At 38.4% G+C, this 19,745-nt stretch carries 17 protein-coding genes; 14 read left to right on the forward strand and 3 right to left on the reverse strand.

The genetic code is table 11. From position 1 onward, the window contains the following. The first annotated feature begins 47 nt into the window (after nucleotides 1-47). The 7 genes from ACSBPO_RS00760 to ACSBPO_RS00790 all read left to right on the forward strand — a co-directional run bounded on the left by ACSBPO_RS00760 (nucleotide 48) and on the right by ACSBPO_RS00790 (nucleotide 9,089). Nucleotides 48-473 (forward strand): DUF6526 family protein, encoded by a 426-nt coding sequence (locus ACSBPO_RS00760; protein WP_442597803.1) that lies wholly within the window; start codon nucleotides 48-50, stop codon nucleotides 471-473. Nucleotides 474-565: 92 nt separating this feature from the next. Next, a complete protein-coding gene (locus ACSBPO_RS00765) occupies nucleotides 566-1,492 on the forward strand; it encodes an ABC transporter ATP-binding protein (protein ID WP_442597805.1) in 927 nt (308 codons plus the stop codon). Further along, nucleotides 1,489-2,580: an ABC transporter permease gene (locus ACSBPO_RS00770; protein ID WP_442597807.1), complete on the forward strand. Its 1,092-nt coding sequence runs from the start codon at nucleotides 1,489-1,491 to the stop codon at nucleotides 2,578-2,580. The genes ACSBPO_RS00765 and ACSBPO_RS00770 overlap by 4 nt, the downstream gene beginning before the upstream one ends. A gap of 297 nt (nucleotides 2,581-2,877) precedes the next feature. Further along, on the forward strand, nucleotides 2,878-3,861 hold the full coding sequence (locus ACSBPO_RS00775; protein WP_442597809.1) for a tRNA dihydrouridine synthase: 984 nt from the start codon (nucleotides 2,878-2,880) through the stop codon (nucleotides 3,859-3,861). Between the two features lie 301 nt (nucleotides 3,862-4,162). Beyond that, nucleotides 4,163-6,202, forward strand: coding sequence for a sigma-70 family RNA polymerase sigma factor (locus ACSBPO_RS00780; protein WP_442597818.1), 2,040 nt, complete (start codon nucleotides 4,163-4,165; stop codon nucleotides 6,200-6,202). A gap of 580 nt (nucleotides 6,203-6,782) precedes the next feature. Continuing rightward, a complete protein-coding gene (locus ACSBPO_RS00785) occupies nucleotides 6,783-7,097 on the forward strand; it encodes a hypothetical protein (RefSeq protein ID WP_442597820.1) in 315 nt (104 codons plus the stop codon). Nucleotides 7,098-7,547: 450 nt separating this feature from the next. Continuing rightward, a complete protein-coding gene (locus tag ACSBPO_RS00790) occupies nucleotides 7,548-9,089 on the forward strand; it encodes a malate:quinone oxidoreductase (RefSeq protein ID WP_442597822.1) in 1,542 nt (513 codons plus the stop codon). A 609-nt stretch (nucleotides 9,090-9,698) separates the two neighbouring features. Here ACSBPO_RS00790 and ahpF read toward each other — a convergent pair. Both ahpF and ahpC read right to left on the reverse strand, forming a co-directional pair. After that, on the reverse strand, nucleotides 9,699-11,228 hold the full coding sequence (ahpF, locus tag ACSBPO_RS00795; protein ID WP_442597824.1) for an alkyl hydroperoxide reductase subunit F: 1,530 nt from the start codon (nucleotides 11,226-11,228) through the stop codon (nucleotides 9,699-9,701). Between the two features lie 12 nt (nucleotides 11,229-11,240). Then, nucleotides 11,241-11,804 (reverse strand): alkyl hydroperoxide reductase subunit C, encoded by a 564-nt coding sequence (gene ahpC, locus ACSBPO_RS00800; RefSeq protein WP_442597826.1) that lies wholly within the window; start codon nucleotides 11,802-11,804, stop codon nucleotides 11,241-11,243. Nucleotides 11,805-12,115: 311 nt separating this feature from the next. Between ahpC and ACSBPO_RS00805 the strand changes: the two genes are divergently transcribed. The 6 genes from ACSBPO_RS00805 (at nucleotide 12,116) to ACSBPO_RS00830 (ending at nucleotide 17,077) form a co-directional block, all read left to right on the forward strand. Beyond that, nucleotides 12,116-12,697, forward strand: a complete 582-nt coding sequence (locus ACSBPO_RS00805) for a hypothetical protein (RefSeq protein WP_442597828.1) — start codon at nucleotides 12,116-12,118, stop codon at nucleotides 12,695-12,697. 179 nt (nucleotides 12,698-12,876) lie between these two features. Beyond that, a complete protein-coding gene (gene msrA, locus ACSBPO_RS00810; protein WP_442597829.1) occupies nucleotides 12,877-13,833 on the forward strand; it encodes a peptide-methionine (S)-S-oxide reductase MsrA in 957 nt (318 codons plus the stop codon). 45 nt (nucleotides 13,834-13,878) lie between these two features. Continuing rightward, nucleotides 13,879-14,523, forward strand: a complete 645-nt coding sequence (locus tag ACSBPO_RS00815) for a LytTR family DNA-binding domain-containing protein (protein ID WP_442597831.1) — start codon at nucleotides 13,879-13,881, stop codon at nucleotides 14,521-14,523. Nucleotides 14,524-14,655: 132 nt separating this feature from the next. Beyond that, complete coding sequence (locus ACSBPO_RS00820) at nucleotides 14,656-16,173, forward strand: acetyl-CoA hydrolase/transferase family protein (protein WP_442597833.1); 1,518 nt, start codon at nucleotides 14,656-14,658, stop codon at nucleotides 16,171-16,173. 93 nt (nucleotides 16,174-16,266) lie between these two features. Further along, the gene (locus ACSBPO_RS00825; protein ID WP_442597835.1) at nucleotides 16,267-16,497 is read left to right on the forward strand and encodes an excisionase family DNA-binding protein; all 231 of its coding nucleotides are present in this window, start codon (nucleotides 16,267-16,269) and stop codon (nucleotides 16,495-16,497) included. 88 nt (nucleotides 16,498-16,585) lie between these two features. Continuing rightward, nucleotides 16,586-17,077 carry a hypothetical protein gene (locus ACSBPO_RS00830; protein ID WP_442597837.1) on the forward strand — a complete coding sequence of 164 codons (492 nt, stop codon included), beginning with the start codon at nucleotides 16,586-16,588 and terminating at the stop codon, nucleotides 17,075-17,077. Between the two features lie 75 nt (nucleotides 17,078-17,152). On the opposite strand, the gene ACSBPO_RS00835 is transcribed toward ACSBPO_RS00830, so the two are convergent. Beyond that, nucleotides 17,153-18,160, reverse strand: coding sequence for a GNAT family N-acetyltransferase (locus ACSBPO_RS00835; protein WP_442597839.1), 1,008 nt, complete (start codon nucleotides 18,158-18,160; stop codon nucleotides 17,153-17,155). A 124-nt stretch (nucleotides 18,161-18,284) separates the two neighbouring features. On the opposite strand from ACSBPO_RS00835, the gene ACSBPO_RS00840 reads away from it, so the two are divergent. Next, nucleotides 18,285-19,523, forward strand: coding sequence for a M20/M25/M40 family metallo-hydrolase (locus ACSBPO_RS00840; RefSeq protein ID WP_442597841.1), 1,239 nt, complete (start codon nucleotides 18,285-18,287; stop codon nucleotides 19,521-19,523). Nucleotides 19,524-19,745: the final 222 nt, after the last annotated feature.

Below are 19,745 nucleotides of genomic sequence, written 5' to 3' on the forward strand. Positions count from 1 at the left end.
ATAGAATGAGTGATGGTAATCTAATAAAAAAGGAGGTTTTCTCTACCATGAACCAAAACTATAAAAATCATAGAAAAGTTGATCCGCTTTACCATTTTGGGACCGCTTTGCTTGGAATTATTATGCTCCTTTTATCGATTGTGTTTTTCTTTCAACATGTAAAAAGTCAGTTGCTGCTAAGTGTGATTGTGTTAGGATTTGCCTTGTTGTTTTTCTTTGTGACAGTTAAGCTAAGAGGATATGCTCTTCAGCTTCAGGACCGAATCATTCGTACGGAGGAAAATTTTCGTTATTATCGTTTAACAGGGAAGCTATTAAACTCAAAGCTTTCATTAAAGCAAGTGATTGCACTTAGATTTACGGACGACGAAGAATTCGTAAATTTAGTTGAGCGAGCTGTCCAAGAGAACCTTTCTCCAGATGACATTAAAAAGGCTGTTCAGAATTGGCGTGCAGACCATCATCGCGTATAATTGATAAGGAAACAGCTTTAAAATAGCTGTTTCTTTTTTAATTCTCTATTTTCCAATATAAGGATTACATAAATGTCCTAAGGAGGCTTGCTATGAATAAAAACATAATGGTAGACGTAAAAGGTCTATTAAAACGATATGGCTCTCACACAGCGGTTAACGGGGTATCCTTCCAGGTGGAAAAAGGAGAGGTTTTTGGCCTCCTTGGACCAAATGGTGCTGGAAAAACAACCACCATTGAAATGTTAGTCGGTCTTAGAAAGCCAGATGAAGGCACCGCTGCACTCGCAGGCTTTGATGTAAAAAAAGAAGTGAACAAAGTCAAAGAGGTTATTGGAGTTCAACTCCAGTCCACTTCTTTATTTGAATTATTGAAAGTAAGTGAAATACTGCAGTTGTACGGAAGTTTCTATCCGAGTCACGTAAACATCGATGAATTAATTGATGAGATGCTTTTAACAGAAAAGAAAAATGCCCGTATTAAAGGACTCTCCGGCGGACAAAAGCAACGCCTTGCTATTGCCTTAGCTCTTATACATGACCCGCAAATTGTGTTTCTTGATGAACCAACTACTGGACTTGATCCACAAGCAAGAAGAACCTTGTGGGACATTGTACTACGTTTAAAAGACCGCGGAAAGACAGTCATCCTCTCCACACATTATATGGATGAAGCTCATGTGCTCTGTGATCGCATCGGGATTATGGATCAAGGAGAATTAATTGCGCTTGATACGCCAGCCAATTTAGTAAAAAAACTTCAATCTACAAGTACCGTAGAGTTTCATTTAAGCAATCCACCGAAAAAAGAATGGCTTTTAAATTTAGATGGTGTCAAAGACGTGTCTATAAAAGATACCTTTATCCAGTTATATACAGATGATTTACAAACAGCTTTAACATCCTTAATTCAGTCCATTACAGAACATTCATTTAAAATTGAAGATTTACAAACACGTTTAGCGACATTAGAGGATGTTTTCATTCACATGACAGGAAGGAGTATCAGAGAGTCATGAGAGCATACTGGCAGTTAACGCTTGCACAATTAAGAATCTTTGCTCGCAATAAACAAGTTCTATTTTTTACCTTACTCTTTCCGATTATCTTAATGCTAGCTCTGGGATCCTTTGCCGGAAATGGCAATAACCTTTCGTTAACCGTAGGGGTAATCGACTCTGATCAAACAGAAGCTTCTAAGGATTTAAAAGAATTGTTATACAAGAATGAGGGATTAGAAACGAAGAAGTATAAAAAAGTCAAAAGCGGGAAAGACGCCGTGAAAAACGGAGACGTCCAGCTTCTTATTGAAATTCCAAAAGGGTATGAAGCAAACGTGATGGATGAGGAACACCCCTTTTCCCTTCCTGTTTATTATAATGAGAAAAACCTCACGACCTCGGAACTCGGCCTGACCGTTGTAAATGGCATCATTGATCAATATAGTAAAGCGCTTGTCGGCTACAAGCCTTTAATGACCGTTGAAAAAATTGGCATAGAAGCCCGAAATATACGTTATGTCGACTTCCTTGTCCCTGGGATCGTTGCTATGATGATTATGAGCAATAACATGAACGGTGTTGCTGGACAAATTGCTGCTTGGCGTGAAAGAGGAATCTTGCGAAGAATGCAAGGAACGAGACTCAAAGCATCCACCTTCATCGCTGCTCAAATAACAGCGCGTTTATTACTCAATGGAACTCAAGCACTACTGGTTGTCTTAATTGCTAATTTAGTCTTCGGTATTAGCGTCGTAGGCTCTTGGCTTGCTTTAATCTTCTTCATTATCCTTGGCACCCTTGCCTTTATGTCACTTGGTTTTATTATTGCAGGGATCGCGAAAAATCCCGAAAGTGCTGGGCCAATCGCAGGATTTGTTACGTTTCCCATGCTGTTTCTTGGAGGCGTGTTCTTTCCGATTAGTAATATGCCAGATATTATTCAACCCATTGTTAAGATACTGCCTATTTCCCATTTGAGTTCTGCCTTGAGGGAGACGATGAATCTTGGAACCCCTTTTCTTCAATTAGGAACGGACACTCTCATTTTAGGATGTTGGTTAGTTGTTGGGTTTATGTTAGCCAGTTTTGTGTTTAAATGGGAATAGGGAAATAAAGCTAAGAATGAACCATCAATCCGAATGTAAAACAGTGCGAACATTTTAAATTAATTATACTGAAAATGGCCCAGTCCAAAAACTGGGCTATTTTATATGTAAATCTAGATCGTCAATATATAAAATTTCCGATACAAATCTTTATTTGGAGAAAATAAACAGTTCAATTTGGTTTGATAAAAGGTGCTTAAGCATGGTATAAGTGTAAAAGAAGCAGGGGCATTTTGCTTTTTAATTTTGGGACTGACCTGATCTGGTATCCCATGATGAGAGGATTTGAATTTTAATATGAAAGAGAATTTTTGGCGTGATTTACCACGACCTTTTTTTATACTAGCACCAATGGAAGAAGTGACGGATGTTGTTTTTCGTCATGTAGTGAGTGAGGCAGCCAGACCTGATGTGTTTTTTACAGAATTTACAAACAGTGAGAGTTATTGTCACCCAGATGGGATCAAAAGTGTGCGAGGGCGTTTGACTTTTACAGAGGATGAACAGCCAATTGTCGCCCATATATGGGGGGACAAGCCTGAAAACTTTCGGCAAATGAGTATTGGTATGGCGGAACTGGGCTTTAAGGGTTTAGATATTAATATGGGCTGTCCGGTACCCAACGTGGTGCAGAACGGGAAGGGGAGCGGCCTGATCTGCCGTCCTGAAGTAGCAGCAGAATTAATACAAGCCGCAAAAGCAGGCGGGTTGCCCGTAAGTGTTAAGACAAGGCTAGGTTTCTCGGATGTAGACGAATGGAAGACCTGGCTGAAACACATTTTAGAACAGGACATTGCGAATCTTTCTATCCATCTGCGAACAAGAAATGAAATGAGCAAGGTGCCTGCGCATTGGGAATTGATCCCGGAGATTAAGAAACTGCGTGACGAGATCGCACCTAATACACTTTTGACAATTAATGGAGATATTCCGGACCGTCAAACTGGTCTGGAGCTCGTTGAAAAATATGGGGTTGATGGGGTTATGATTGGGCGTGGAATTTTCCATAATCCATTTGCTTTTGAAAAGGAGCCGAAAGATCATAGCAGTCAGGAATTACTTGATCTCTTAAGACTGCATATGGATCTACATGAAAAATATTCGCATTTAGAGCTGCGGCCCTATACGGCTCTTCACCGCTTTTTTAAGATCTATGTCAAAGGATTCCGCGGAGCTGGTGAATTAAGAAATCAATTGATGAATACAAAGACAACAGATGAAGTGCGTGAATTGCTTAATAACTTTGCGTCAAAGAATCTTGATGAAATGGAAGGACAGTAGAAGTGTCCTAATTGAAGGCGGTTATGAAAGTTATTTTATTTTCTTCCATATCATAAAAAAAGGAAGCAGGCTCCGGTAAATGGATAGCCTGCTTCTATATTTTTTGTGAAAGCAAAGGATAGCAATGATTCAAACGGCAGGTGCCATTAACTCTACTAATCTAATCAATCAGACGATTTGAAATGATAATGCTTTATTGGGCATTATAAAAAAAGCTTAGAAGTCCTTAAAAAGGTAGGTATTGTAAATAATTCCCTATACTAATATGATTAGAATAAAACGCAAAAAGGGGGGACGTTTTATGATCCCGGCAAAAATTGAACCCGTATCCATTACTCCGATAACAGAAAAAGACTTGGAATCTATCGTTGATTGGTTCGGTCAGCATAAACAATCATTCTATATTCTGGGCTTGACCTATTTTCAAAACCAAAAGCAATTGGAAGAACTTTTTTACCGTACTATATTAAAAGTAAACAAGGAGTACCCTCGATTCAATGGAGAATCAACGTTTGACACATGGGTTACATCCATTTTTATACAAACCTGCCGAGATCTCTCTATTAAAAGTAGTTTACAAGCTTCAGTGGAAAGTGAACAACGCCCAGATTTGTTTAAAGTGCTTGATCCATTGAAGAAGGAAGAGAAGGAAGCCATAGCCCTTAAGTACTTAAAAGGACTTCCCTTGGAAGATGTGGCATATCTTCTTCGCATTCCTGTGGGAAAGATAAGAGAACAATTATTTATCGGAATCCAGTCACTTAAAAAAGAACTAGGATATGAGCACAGCTCTAATGGCTGTAAAGAATATCATAAGAATTACATCGAATATTTGGAAGGAACTTTGGACCGATCGGACAAGGTTGATTTCGAGATACATCTTTATCATTGCCAGAACTGCCAGGTGGACTTGGCTGAATTCCAGAAAGTGATGGTTTATCTTGCTGATGGTGTTGGCGATTTTTACGTGCCATACGATTTAATAGAGAACGTCAAAACCAGGCTGGTTGAGAGAGAAAAAAACAGAAGTTTGAAAAACAAAAAACGTTTTAGGATAGGGGTTATATTTGCGAGTATTTTCGTTGTATTGATGGGTATAGAGGTTTTTACAAAGTCTTTTTCCAATCTATACTATACCTATACAGAAGAGGACCAACAATTGCGAGAATTTCTGCAACGGGACATGGCGGAAGTGCTGAACCTGAAGGCAGAGAACAACGGTGTGAAAATGACCATCAAGAGTGTTATTGCTGATGATGTTCAGACACTTGTTTTTTATGAAATAGAAGATACGGCGGAGGATAATCAATATATAGTAGATGTTAATGAAGGTATATTTTTGGAGAATCAATCAGAATTTAAAAGTCATGTATCTTTGCCAAGACAATATCCTCCTGACCTGGAATCGGATGCAAATAAGGAAAAAAAGAATGTGTTTCAAGGAAAAGTTAGTCTTTTGCCAATGAGAGAGGATAAAGGGACAATCAAACTTAAAATTACAAAGCTTCAAAAATTAAAACCTAATGTCTCTGTCCAAATGGCTTACGAAAATAGGCAATTGGATACAGGGGAGTGGAACTTCGAAATTCCTGTAAAAAAACACCCCGCTACCGAATATGCTTTGGATAAACAAACAAAAGTAGAGGGAATCCCAGTTCGATTTGATAAACTGATTTTTGCTCCGACAGCGACAATTCTGCAATATAGCATGATGGCAGAGGCAGAGAAGCGTATTGAAGTTCTTAATTTTAATACCCTAGAAGTGGACAATAAGAAAGTGAAAGCTGATATGTATGGCAGTAATTTTACACATGGTGGTACGGATTGGGCTACTTATCAGGTGAATTTTGACCCGCTTTTTGTAGAAAAACCAAAGGAAGTTAACATCCAATTGGACTCTGCCTTTTTAATGGTTACAGACAGAAAAACCATCGACCTCGATGCTTCACAACAATATCCTCAAACCTTTGAATATGCAGGCAGTTCCATCTCCATCGACAAGTTTGAAGTTGGACAGCCTACCAGGCTTGTCATAAGCAATCATGTAATCAAGAACCGAGCATATGAATCCCTTCAATTCGCTATTTTCGATGAGAATGGAAGCACTGGTTCAATGGAGATGGATATTGACGGAGTACTTGCTGATAAAAATGGAAATGAATATAACACGAAAAAAGCCACTAATAATGAAAAAATCGAAGAACCTCGTTACTTCATTACAGCTCAAAAGATAAGTTTAAACAGTAACAATGGAGAGGAAATGATTCCAAAAAGACTTGAAATATTTGGGTATAATACGAAGAAATATTTAGATGATGTTGTGAAGATATCATTGGAGTAACAATACCCATTGTCTGCCATGCAGCTGCTGAAGAACCCAAGCAGCCTTGTTTCAAAACATGTGGAGTTTTGTGTAATCAAGCGTAAAATAGGTAGTTTTCCAAATTGGGAGACTGCTTTTTTTGCGTAACATGGTCATGATAGCAATTCTAAAAACTCGTATATCAATAAAAGCAGAGCACTAATCAATTTACTCGAATTTTGTCGAATTATCCACTGTTGACAGGTAAGGCGAAACATGGAACTATAATATAGAAAACTTCTCATTGCCCCTAGCTTTCCCTCTTTTTTTTAGAACTCCACATATGAAATCTTAAAAAAGATATTAACTGAAGAATATCCCATGCGACTAATAATTAGTTAAATTGCCCACTGATTGAAACCCTTTTTTGCACTGCTTTATAAATAAATCCTCGCGTTACACTATGTCTACTCCCTAATTTCTATATTTTCCAAAAAAGTGTTATAAAACTCTGCCTGAAAGGGGTGGTAAACCAAATAAACTATTCATGATAATTGTTTCACTGTATCAGTATTGAAACGATTTCTGTGTAAAAATTTGAATTTAAAGGAGAATTATTATGGGTCACGATATTTTTGGCTACAATAGCGCAGGGAAAGAAGTTGCTTATGCTCGTTTTAGCATGGGGAATTATAATGCTGCTATTCTTTACCGTTTACTTGATGCAGACCATTTTCATGCTGGAGTTAGCGGTTCTGGAGATAGTGCAACTTTTTCAATACCCCACATGGAAAAGGCTTTGAATGCCTTCAATCAATTTTACGATTCAGGTTCAAATTTTGATTCTTGGGATCAAAAACAAATACATGATTTTATAAAAAGCTGTTTGGCAACAGCACAGAAGGAGGGGCGTGTAAAAGTATATTTTGGATAATACCTTTTTTCTGATTATTTTACTTAACCTCTTTATGTAGTTTTTACTTTTAGAAGTAATAATGTCTTCTACCAATTTCCCTGACATCTTGGTATCTCTTCAAAAAATTCCTGCTTCATTTCTTCTCCCCTGAAAGTTTTAATTAAAGACAATAATAAAATTTCCCAAAAAGAAGAGATAGTACAAACCAAAGCCTTATCCCTTGTAAAATCCCAATCTATGACCAAGTATTTCCCTTTATCTAGACCATGTGGAAGTACTTCTCACTTTTTAAATATGAAAATATGGTTTATAATTATCAGATAATGGTAGAAATTTTAATCCATAAATATTTATAATAGATTAGTAAAATAGAAAAGGTGTGTTTCTGGGTGGTGCCCCTTGCTTTTATAACACCTAAGCAGGAGTGCCTACTCCTTTTTGCAAATATAGGGGATAAGGAAGGATAACATGAGCAACATACAGAAAAAAACAGACATTATTTTAATTGGTGCTGGAGTCATGAGTGCGACTCTAGGATCGTTACTAAAAGAGTTAGCACCTGAATGGGAAATTAAAGTGTTTGAGAAACTTGAAAAAGCTGGAGAAGAAAGCTCTAACGAGTGGAATAATGCGGGTACAGGTCATGCGGCACTGTGCGAGCTTAATTATACACCCGAAAAATCTGATGGTTCTATAGATATTAGTAAAGCGATAAAAATTAATGAACAGTTTCAGCTTTCAAGACAGTTTTGGTCCTATCTTGTAAACAGTAATCTGATTACTAATCCGCAAGAGTTTATTATGCCACTTCCTCATATGAGCTTAGTGGAGGGAGACAAAAATGTTTCTTTTTTAAAAAATCGTTTTGAAGCGCTATCAAAAAATCCTCTGTTTCAAGGGATGGAATTTTCCGATGACCCTGAAAAACTAATGGAATGGATTCCTTTAATCATGGAAGGGCGTAGATCGAAGGAACCGATAGCGGCAACCAAAATAGACTCTGGAACGGATGTCAATTTCGGTGCTTTAACACGCATGTTGTTTGACCATTTAAAGAGTCAAAATGTTGAAATCAACTATAAGCATAGTGTTGAAGATATTAAACGGACTGAAGACGGTTTATGGGAATTGAAAATTTGGAATATGGATACCGGTAATATCGAAAGACATACAGCCAAATTCGTCTTTATTGGCGGTGGTGGCGGAAGTCTGCCGTTATTGCAAAAAACGGGTATTCCTGAGTCAAAACATATTGGCGGTTTCCCAGTAAGCGGGCTATTTTTGGTATGTAACAATCCTGAAGTGGTAGAGCAGCACCATGCAAAAGTATACGGTAAAGCTAAAGTTGGAGCTCCTCCAATGTCTGTACCGCATCTTGATACAAGATTTATCGACAACAAAAAAGCATTGCTGTTTGGCCCATTTGCCGGTTTCACACCAAAGTTTTTGAAAACGGGTTCAAATCTTGATTTGATAGGTTCAGTCAAGCCAAACAATGTTGTCACTATGCTCGCAGCTGGTGCAAAGAACATTCCGTTAACAAAATACTTGATTGAACAAGTTCTGTTATCAAAAGAAAAACGAATGGAAGAGTTACGTGAGTTTGTCCCGAACGCTAAAAGCGAGGAATGGGATATGGTTGTAGCTGGTCAACGTGTGCAAGTCATCAAAGATACAGAGGCTGGTAAAGGAACACTTCAATTTGGTACGGAAGTGGTTAGTGCCTCTGATGGCTCCGTAGCTGCATTGCTAGGTGCTTCTCCGGGTGCTTCTACAGCAGTTCATGTAATGCTTGAAGTTCTAGAAAAGTGCTTCCCACAACATATGAAAGAGTGGGAATCAAAGATCATAGAAATGATACCTTCTTATGGCGTGTCATTGACAGAGAACCCAGAGTTTTTCCAAGAGGTTAATACTCTAACTGCGCAAACGCTCGGTCTTATTGGAAAAGAAACAGTGTCAACTGAGAAAAAGCCTAGTGAAAGCGAAAAAGAACTGGTCTATAATTAAGGCTCTTTTCTAAAACTTCGCTGTTTTTAAAACTAATAAAGAATGATTTCACATAAGAATTTATTAAAATTCTTTAGGAAATCAAGAAAAGAGCTGGTCACTCATTAAGGGAAGTTGTAAAAATCCGGCTTTTGGGATTTTTACGAAAACCTCGATCTATACGAAAACAGCCATAATTAAAGAATTGAAAAGAACCTTTAATCTATCTTTGATTAAAGGTTCTTTTCATGCTGATAAAATGGTTGATAATTCTTAGTTGTCATTTTATCGGACACAGAATCCGTTATTAGCGTAAAATAGAGGTTATATCCTAGTTTATAGGGACACTGGATCCGTTATTTACTATATTTCATAGAAAAAAGGCATACTTTAGGTGCAATAACGGAACCATGGTAGTCCGATAACCCCTAAAAAACTAATCAATTTTATAAAATAACGGAACGTGAGTCCTATAAAATTTATTGTTTATCGGCTTAATGAGGCTTAGGGTTAATTTGCAAAAATCTTTTGTGCCAAATTAACAAAAATATTTAACAAAGTTTTATTATATAAACAAAAAAAGTCGCTTGCCTACCCAGGTAGTCAAGCGACTTTCAATATATTAATAGCTTAATTTCGGATTAAATAATCAAATGCACCTAATGCAGCTGTCGCACCAGATCCCATCGAAATAATAATCTGTTTATAAGGGCTATTCGTACAGTCTCCTGCAGCAAATACTCCAGGAATGTTTGTAGCACCATGGTTGTCCACCACAATCTCTCCGAAACGTGTACGTTCGATTGTGTCACCTAACCAATCCGTGTTTGGTACAAGGCCGATTTGAACAAAAACACCTTGTAATTCAATGTGATGCTCTTCTCCTGTTTCACGATCCATGTAAGAAATGCCGTTCACTTTGTCAGTTCCGGTAATTTCTTTTGTTTGGACGTTCTTTAGAACCGTTACGTTAGACAGGCTGTATAGACGATCTTGAAGTACAGCATCCGCTTTCAACTCAGGGTTAAACTCAAGAACGGTTACATGCTTAACGATCCCAGCAAGGTCAATCGCTGCCTCCACTCCGGAATTACCTCCGCCAATAACGGCAACGTCTTTTCCAATAAATAATGGACCGTCACAATGAGGGCAGTATGCTACACCTTTGTTCTTGAACTCTGCTTCACCAGGCACACCAATATTGCGCCAACGAGCACCTGTTGAAAGGATGACCGTTTTACTTTTTAAAACCGCACCATTCTCAAGTTCGATTTCAATCAGACTGTTCTTTTCTAAGCGCTTGGCACGTTGAAGGTTCATCACATCGATGCCATATTCTTTCACATGTTCTTCAAGGCTTGCTACGAGCTTTGGACCTTCCGTATGCTTTACGCTAATAAAGTTTTCAATGCCCAAAGTGTCCATAACTTGTCCGCCAAACCGTTCTGCTACAATGCCTGTACGTATTCCTTTACGTGCTGCATAGATTGCTGCACTTGCACCAGCAGGTCCACCACCTACAACAAGCACATCGTAAGGCTCCTTATCGCTGAACTCAGATGCGTCAGGACCTGTGCCCATCTTGGCAAGAATTTCTTCAAGGGTCATACGACCACTTCCGAAGGATTCGCCATTTAGGAACACGGTTGGTACTGCCATGATCTGTTTACTTTCAACTTCGTCTTTAAAAGCTGCACCGTCAATCATGGTATGGGTAATGCCAGGGTTCAAAATACTCATCAAGTTCAATGCTTGTACAACATCAGGACAGTTGTGGCAGCTCAAGCTAATATAAGAGACAAAATGGTATTCACCCTTCATGTTTTTAACTTGATCAATCACTTTCTGATCAACCTTCGGGGCTCTTCCACTTACCTGCAGTAAGGCTAGAACTAATGAAGTAAATTCGTGCCCGAGGGGGATACCAGCAAATGTTACGCCCGTATCTTCACCCATACGATTGACACTGAAGCTTGGAGTTCTTTCTAATTGAGCATGCTCAACCTTAATATTGGATGACATCGTAGCCAGTTCGTCTACTAATGTCAGCATATCTCGTGAAACAGCATCGGATCCAGCGCTAACCTTAAGTAGAACATCGCCCTCCATCAGCTGAAGATATTGGGCTAACTGAGCTTTAATCTCTGCATCTAATAACATGGAATTGGCTCCTTAAATTTTTCCTACAAGGTCAAGGCTTGGCTTAAGTGTTGCAGAACCTTCTTGCCATTTAGCTGGGCAAACTTCACCAGGGTTGTTACGAACGTATTGAGCTGCTTTAAGCTTCGCAACCACTTGACTTGCATCACGACCGATGCCGCCAGCATTAATTTCAACAGTTTGGATAACACCGTCTGGGTCGATGATGAAAGTTCCACGGTCAGCAAGACCTTCTTCTTCAATTAATACATCGAAGTTACGAGAAACTTTTTGAGAAGGGTCACCAATCATAACATACTCGATTTTGTTGATAGTTTCTGAGTGATCGTGCCATGCTTTGTGTGTGAAATGTGTATCAGTTGATACAGAATATACTTCTGCTCCAAGTCCTTTTAAAGTTGCATATTGGTTTTGAAGATCTTCAAGTTCAGTTGGACATACGAAAGTAAAGTCAGCTGGGTAGAAGCAAACTACACTCCATTTACCTTTGAAGTTTTCTTCAGTTACCGTAATAAAATCTCCGTTATGGAAAGCTTGTGCAGTGAATGGTAATACTTGTGTGCCGATTAATGACATATTGATTTTCCTCCAATGGTTAATGTATTTATTTAGAACTATTACTAAAAATAGAATAATTCTAATTCAATAGAAATTATCATATAGAATTTATTATTTTGTCAAGTGAGATGTCCCAAAATCGACTGACTTTTTAAATGAAATTCCCATTGAAGACGGTAGAGACAATTAATAGGGGAATAGAACTATTACTTTCAAGTTAGGTTATTTTATTAATTTTGATAAGTCACACTTAGATTAGGTTTCTATACCTTTCAACCTCCACTTTCTACCATAAAATGAATAATCGACCTATGAGGAGGTGAAAGAATTTGAGCTTTCCTAACATACCGAATGTAACACCTTCGATTGATATTAATAGGGAGGATGTTATTAACCTTCTATTAGCTTCCATAGCCTTTGAGGAGTTAGGGTTGGCGCATATTATCAATGCAGAAGCTGAAAAGATTCAGGCTGTCCTAGGTACATTACCAGAATCATCTGTTCGTGCTGGAAGTGTTGCTGATTTAATTGCCATAAACGACTCTGTAAATCAAACTCTAAAAACGGTGATTAAAAAGGAAATGCTATTACAGTTTAAACTTGAGGATATTTTAGACATCCCAACTTGTCAGGTCTCAGTAATAGCACGCCTAGAGTTACCATCACAACCTGGTGCAACTCAATATAGATTTTTTGGAAATGCACAAGGAACAAATCAAGTTTCCGTTGAGATCCTCGTGAATGAAAATGTTGTTGGTTCAACAACTGCGAACGTAGCAAATAACCAATTCCAGGCTGTCTTATTCGTACCTGTCGTTCCTGGCCAAATTACTATTCGAGTTCGTTCTCTAGATGGAGATTGCGAATTTGAGCGACTTGTTACATCTATTCCTCTTATTCCAGCTCAATAATCGTAATGAAAAGGCCAACTTTACCGCACGGAAGTTGGCTTTTTTATGGTCTTATGTATATGGATTAAAAGTAAAAGAGCCAGTCTAAAAATGACTGGTTTTTCATTTTACTGTACTTTACTATCAATATTTTCTATCATTATGGCTAGGAAACAACATGATAAAAAGGAGTGGATATCATGACGGAACAACGGGAGTTGGCGACTTTTGCAGGCGGATGCTTTTGGTGTATGGTATCTCCATTTGATGAGCAGCCAGGGATTCTTAAAGTTATTTCAGGATATACGGGTGGATCTACTGAAAACCCTACCTATGAAGAAGTTTGCTCTGAAACGACGGGACACTATGAGGCTGTCCAAATAACTTACGATCCAACTATTTTTCCTTATAAAAAATTACTACAATTATTTTGGCAACAAATCGATCCGACGGATGCAGGCGGTCAGTTTAATGATCGCGGTCTATCCTACCGAACGGCTATTTTTTACCATAGTGAAGAACAAAAGGATCAGGCAGAAGCATCAAAAGCGGAGCTTGCAGCGAGTGGTCGTTTTCAAAAGCCGATTGTAACGGAGATAATTCCAGCAGGCACATTTTACAAAGCGGAGGAAAAACATCAGGGTTACTATAAAAAGAATCCTTTCCACTATAATCTTTATAAAGAGGGCTCCGGACGAGCACGTTTTATCCGCGAGAACTGGAGAAACCGTAAAAGTGATGAACAATTAAGAAAAGAACTGACCCCGATTCAATATGAAGTAACAAGAAATAATGCAACGGAGCCCCCATTTCAAAATGAGTTTTGGGACCATACAGAGGAAGGAATTTATGTTGATATTATTTCAGGTGAACCATTATTCAGTTCAAAGGATAAATATGATGCTGGGTGTGGCTGGCCAAGCTTTACCAAACCTTTGCGTCGTAATGAAATTCACGAAAGATTTGATACTTCCCTTGGAATGAGAAGAATAGAAGTTCGCGGCAAAACGTCAGATTCGCACCTTGGCCACGTTTTTGATGATGGTCCTGGACCTGATCGTGCCCGCTACTGTATTAACTCGGCTGCGCTTCGTTTTGTTCCAAAGGAAAAGTTAATAGATGAAGGATATGGGGAATTTGTTAAGTTATTTGAATAAAATGATGATGTTTTGAAAAAATTTTTCCGAGGAAAGGGGGCTGACATGGAAAAGATAACAGTAAGATCGCTATTAGATGTCATTGGAGAGTTATTTTCGGATGAAATCTCAATAGCTGTATCTAATACAAAGGAATATATTTATTATCGACCCAGCAAACGAATTGATTTAAAAATAAGTCCCGGGGACCCTGTTAAGGAAGGGACAATTGCCTATAAAGCGTTAGAGACGAAACAAAAAGTTTCAGAATTTATCAATCGTGATGTTTTTGGAGTTCCCTATCATGGGATGGCGGTCCCTTTTTTGCATGACGGAAAGCTAGAGGGATGCGTAACAGCCATTTATCCAGCGTTAACAGAAGGGAAATCTGTTGTAACAGTTAAAACGAACGATGGCTGGATTCCCATTCCATTTTCTCAAGTGGTTTACTTAGAGGCAAAGGATAAAAAGACGTTTGTGAACACAAAGGAATATTCGGGAACTCATAAAAACTCCCTACAAGAATTTGAATATTTGTTGCCGAAGGAGAACTTTATTAGGTGCCACCGATCGTATATCGTCAATGTTCATCATATTAAAATGATTTATCCAGATACCCATTCCACGTTTTTGCTATCCATGAATAACGGAGATCAAATTCCTGTCAGCCAATCATACTCTAGTTATTTCAGAAAGCTGCTTGGTTTTTAGAAAAATGCTGCTTGGGAATCGAATATTGCTGTTTTATCTGAATTTTCTCTAATCTAATCCTTAAATCTCAACCTTGATAGGTAAATAGGTAAAATGATTTTATATATTCATTTATGAGAGAGGGATAGGTTTATGGAGAAAAAAATGGAACGTGTTAGGGATCCTCGTCTACAAAATCGCATCGTGACAGCAGAGGAAGCAGCATCTTGGATTCAAGATGGTATGACGCTAGGGTTAAGTGGTTTTACACGTGCGGGTGACGTGAAAGCGGTTCCATTTGCTTTAGTAAAAAGAGTTCAAGAAGAGCAAAAACCATTTAAGGTAAATGTATATACGGGGGCATCATTAGGATCAGATGTCGATAAATTGTTTGCAGAAGCAGGTATCTTAGGAAAAAGACTTCCGTTTCAAGCGGATCCAACCATGCGCAAAGGAATTAATCAAGGTGATTTTTTATTTGTTGATCAACATTTGTCGCATACAGCTGAATTAATCCGTTCTGATGTAATGGGTGTCGATGTCGCTATTTTGGAAGCGGTTGCAATTACAGAGGATGGACTTGTGATTCCGACAACTTCTATTGGGAACTCATTATCCTTTGCGTTAAATGCCAAATCCATCATTATAGAAATAAATGTAGCGCAAACACCAGAGCTTGAAGGCTTACATGATCTTTATGAACCAGGAAAACAAGGATCAAGAGATCCGATTCCGCTTACTAAACCAAATGATAGAATTGGAACGATTGGAATTCCTGTTGATGTGGAAAAAGTAAGAGGAATCGTATTTACCGATCAATTGGATTCTCCATCTACCATCGTTCCTCCTGACGAAGAAACGGTGATGATGGCTAATCATTTGATAGACTTCCTTCGTCGTGAAGTCGAAGTTGGCAGACTTTCAACCAATCTCGCTCCTTTACAATCTGGAATTGGTTCCATTGCTAATGCTGTTCTGCACGGAATGTTAAATTCAGAATTTGAAAATTTAGAGGTTTACTCTGAGGTTTTACAAGATGCTGTATTCGATTTAATGGATGCTGGTAAAGTTACATTTGCTTCATGCTGTTCGATTACTCTTTCTGATCAAAAAATGCATGAGGTATTCTCGAATTTTGAACAGTATCGAGAAAGATTAATTATGCGACCTCAAGAAATTTCCAATCATCCTGAGATCATCCGTCGACTCGGATTAATCTCGATCAATACGGCGCTCGAGCTTGATATATATGGAAATGTTAATTCAACTCATGTTTCCGGAACAAAAATGATGAACGGAATAGGCGGTTCTGGTGATTTTGCAAGAAACGCGAGATTAGCTATCTTTGTAACCAAGTCCATTGCAAAAGGCGGAAATATCTCCAGTATCGTTCCATTTGTCTCCCACGTCGATCATACCGAGCACGATGTTGATGTCATTGTAACTGAACAAGGCTATGTCGATTTACGTGGGCTTGCACCGAGAGAACGAGTGGAACGCATTATCGAAAATTGTGCTCACCCCATGTACCGCAACCAGCTTCGTGAATATTATCAGGAAGCACTTATAAGAGGTGGCCAAACCCCTCATGTATTAGAAAAAGCCTTTTCATGGCATTCCAACTTTGCTAAGAATGGAACGATGCTTGAAAAACAGGCAGTAACAGTATAATTTTAAAATAGAACAAAAGGGGCAACTAATCACGCTGCTCCTTTTTTTATTCAACGATTATAATGAACTGTGAGGAATAAGGAGGATACATGCATGTATTTAACGATAAAAGAGGCTGCAGAGTACTTAAGTATGAGCGAACAAGCAATGGAAAAACTCATTCAACAAAAAAAGGTTCGTGCTCTTTTTGATGGTGAGCAGTACCTTGTTTATAAAGAACAATTTAACACCCATTTGAAACAGCTTGAAAAATACAAATTTTTAGTGGAAGAGGTTCTAAATGAACCAATCCCAGAAGATATCGATGTAAAGGATGAAGATTAACAATTAATTAAATAGACACCCATTAACTAGCATAATTTCGTTTTCTTTAGGAAAAATAATGAGTAACTACGTTAATGGAGTGAAATGAATGTCTCCAAAATTATTGTTTTATTCTTTGCTTAGTGTATCTTGGCTTACGACCTTTATCATCGGTAAAAAAAATGTAAGAAGATATACACCAGTGTCTATTTTTGCATCACTCCTCGTAACATTAGTGTATGTATCAGCTTACCATTTAGGATGGTGGAAGCTTAAAAAGCCAGTGATTCCCTGGTTGAAGTCGATTGATATCTCTTTTATTTATGGTCCATTTTTAGTAGGGACGATCGGTGTTTTCAGTCTTAGCTATCGATTTGGTTTCCGTATTTATATGCTCGCTAATATATTATTGGACAGTTTTTTTTCATTTGTATTTCTGCCTTTCTTAGAAAAATGGGGAATTGTAAAACTAAAAAAAGTTCAACATTTTGGTATTTGCGGACTAATGTTAGCTGTTGCGATTATCATCTATCCTTTTCAAAAATGGTTGGATGGGCAACAGAAAGATATTGAAAAGACAGTGGAAGAAAATAAAAAATAAGCCTTCGAACTCCAAAAGGAATCAAGGCTTATTTTTTATTTTGGAAAATATATAAAATAGTATTCCTAATATAAGCTACTTTTTTAGTAAAGGATTTCTGAAATTGGCCCATCCTAATCGAGGGTCTATGATTCTATGCATTCGATGATAAAACGGCTGGAAGCCACATTTTGGCCAAAAAACGGAAGAAGAAAGATTGGTCATCCTCCAGTCTGTCATGATATATTTAATGTTCTTTTCCTTTAATACCCGAATGGCTTCATCCATTAGTGTTTTTCCGATTCCTTTTCCCGATGTATGTGGGAATGTCCCTGCGACACTAAGTTCGATGGCGTGCTCTGGTACTGCTAAATGGGAATCGATGGTCCAATAAGCTTGAAATCCAATAGGTTCACCGTTTTGTTCTGCTAGAACTATAAACGCATCTTCATCATCTACTATTTGTCTATACCCATCTCTTATTTCCATAATATATTCCGGTAAAGCTACAGCATAAACAGGAGATTCATTTTGATAGGAGGATATAATGTCTGCCATGCTGCCTATTACTTCTCTATCTTCTAAGTTTGCCATTCTGGTCTTAATATTACTTTGAAGATTAAAAGGTTGGTAACTTTCAATATCAAGCACACCTTGAACCTGTTCAAAGCCAAAGGATAACCGCTGAAAAGCATCCACATATGTAAAATTAGCCATTGGTGCAATAGCATAATGGGCATAACATCCATAATCTAGCCATTCCTTAGATGTCTCTGCATACAGTAAGCGAATCAATTCGCCAGATTCTTCAAGTTTAATGGCTACCCCTTCATAAGGAACCCATGCATGCTTCCCTCGGGTTTCATCAAATTTTATTTGGGCAAACAGATAGCCAACAAGCTCTTCATTTTCAAAAGCACCTGTTCCTATGACTTTTTGATCTTGAAACATTTTTTCCAAAGAGTTAGAGATAAAAGATTCATTTAGTTTTTCGGTTTTTAGAAAAGGAAAGGATTCGATTTCCTTTAGTTGTCTATTGAATAAAAGCGGAGACATGGATGGAATGTGCATTTTTTGAAGTGGACGAAATGTATACTTTTTCAAAAGAGTTCCCCCTAAATTCCCTAATACGAAATATTTAAAATAATAAGTCAATATAGTGTTATTAAATCAAAACGTCTATTAAAATAAAAGTATTAGTTTTTATAATAGTGGGAGGTCAAGGAAGATGAGCAGTTATATTGCCACTGATGTTAGAGAAGTATATGAACTCGTATTGAAACAGCAAGCTGTGAAAGTTGGTTTAGACTTTTTAAAGGCAGACAATGAAAATACCGTAAAAGAGCAAGTGCACTTAACGGAAATCGCTGCTCCAACCTTTCAAGAGGAAGTCAGAGGGGAATTTTTCCAAAAGAGGTTTAAGGAATTAGGATTAGAGAATGTAAGAGTGGATCAGCATGGGAATGTTTACGGACTTAGATCTGGCAGTGGTGATGGACCCAAATTAGTAGTGTCAGCTCATCTTGATACCGTTTTTCCAGAAGGAACTGACGTAAAAGCGAAGGAGCGAGACGGAAAAATCTATGCACCGGGCATTGCCGATGATGGCAGGGGACTGGCTGTTTTGTTAACGTTAGTGCGCGCATTAAATGAATCAAATGTAAAAACTACCGGTGATTTATTATTCGTTGCGACTGTTGGAGAAGAGGGCTTAGGAGATTTAAGGGGAGTAAAGGGATTATTTGGAGATAATCATGATATTGATGGCTTCATCTCCATCGAGCCAGGAACTCCAAATGAAATTACCTATCTTGCCACTGGCAGCAGGCGTTACCGTATAACCTATAAAGGACCTGGTGGTCACAGCTTTGGCGATTTCGGAATGCCAAGTGCCATCCATGCGCTAGGCAGAGCTATCGCTAAGATTTCGGATGTACAAGTTTCCAAGAATCCAAAAACTACTTTTAATGTTGGAACGATAACGGGAGGAACCTCTGTCAATACCATTGCCCAAAGTGCAAGTCTGGTTCTTGATATGCGCTCCACATCCCAAGATGAATTATCCGTTTTAGAAAAAGAAGTATTAGAAATTCTTGAACAATCCGCGAAAGATGAAAATTCACGTTGGGGCAAAGACGTTATTAAGGTAGAAACGGAACTGGTCGGTGATCGTCCTGCCGGCAGCCAGCCTGTAGACTCTGTGATTGTACAAGCAGCCCAAGCGGCTGCAAGTGTATTAGGTTTTGAACCGGAGTTGAATAATCCAAGTAGCACGGATTCCAATGTCCCAATCAGTTTAGGTATCCCAGCTGTAACCTTAGGTGGCGGCGGTGATTACGGCGGTTGCCATACTCTCGAAGAATATTTTGACCCGAAAGATGCCTTTTACGGTACGCAAAAAATCTTCCTAACCATGCTCGGACTTGTCGGAGTAAAGGAAGTAACCCAACCATTATTAAAAAAATAAATCGTAAGAAGAACTGCTGAATTTCAGCAGTTTTTTTTAATGGCTCTGTTAAAGAATATTATTTATTTTCTCCCTTGTTGATTGGAGCGGAAGGCGCGAAGACTCCTGTGGGAGTACGGGTCAGGGGAGACCTAGTAAAATGATCCATAGGAGGGATCATTTGTACCCCGCAGGCGTAAGCGCCGAGGAGGCTCGCCGAAACGCCCAAGGAAGAATTTGTTT

It is taken from the genome of Neobacillus sp. D3-1R, from assembly GCF_052180215.1.
In the GTDB taxonomy this organism is placed as follows: Bacteria; Bacillota; Bacilli; order Bacillales; family Cytobacillaceae; genus Pseudoneobacillus.

Coding starts and splice junctions, on each gene's coding strand:
- ACSBPO_RS00760 (WP_442597803.1), top strand. CDS start 48: ATGAACCAAAACTATAAAAATCATAGAAAAGTTGATCCGCTTTACCAT.
- ACSBPO_RS00765 (WP_442597805.1), top strand. CDS start 566: ATGAATAAAAACATAATGGTAGACGTAAAAGGTCTATTAAAACGATAT.
- ACSBPO_RS00770 (WP_442597807.1), top strand. CDS start 1,489: ATGAGAGCATACTGGCAGTTAACGCTTGCACAATTAAGAATCTTTGCT.
- ACSBPO_RS00775 (WP_442597809.1), top strand. CDS start 2,878: ATGAAAGAGAATTTTTGGCGTGATTTACCACGACCTTTTTTTATACTA.
- ACSBPO_RS00780 (WP_442597818.1), top strand. CDS start 4,163: ATGATCCCGGCAAAAATTGAACCCGTATCCATTACTCCGATAACAGAA.
- ACSBPO_RS00785 (WP_442597820.1), top strand. CDS start 6,783: ATGGGTCACGATATTTTTGGCTACAATAGCGCAGGGAAAGAAGTTGCT.
- ACSBPO_RS00790 (WP_442597822.1), top strand. CDS start 7,548: ATGAGCAACATACAGAAAAAAACAGACATTATTTTAATTGGTGCTGGA.
- ahpF (WP_442597824.1), bottom strand. CDS start 11,228: ATGTTATTAGATGCAGAGATTAAAGCTCAGTTAGCCCAATATCTTCAG.
- ahpC (WP_442597826.1), bottom strand. CDS start 11,804: ATGTCATTAATCGGCACACAAGTATTACCATTCACTGCACAAGCTTTC.
- msrA (WP_442597829.1), top strand. CDS start 12,877: ATGACGGAACAACGGGAGTTGGCGACTTTTGCAGGCGGATGCTTTTGG.
- ACSBPO_RS00815 (WP_442597831.1), top strand. CDS start 13,879: ATGGAAAAGATAACAGTAAGATCGCTATTAGATGTCATTGGAGAGTTA.
- ACSBPO_RS00820 (WP_442597833.1), top strand. CDS start 14,656: ATGGAGAAAAAAATGGAACGTGTTAGGGATCCTCGTCTACAAAATCGC.
- ACSBPO_RS00825 (WP_442597835.1), top strand. CDS start 16,267: ATGTATTTAACGATAAAAGAGGCTGCAGAGTACTTAAGTATGAGCGAA.
- ACSBPO_RS00830 (WP_442597837.1), top strand. CDS start 16,586: ATGTCTCCAAAATTATTGTTTTATTCTTTGCTTAGTGTATCTTGGCTT.
- ACSBPO_RS00840 (WP_442597841.1), top strand. CDS start 18,285: ATGAGCAGTTATATTGCCACTGATGTTAGAGAAGTATATGAACTCGTA.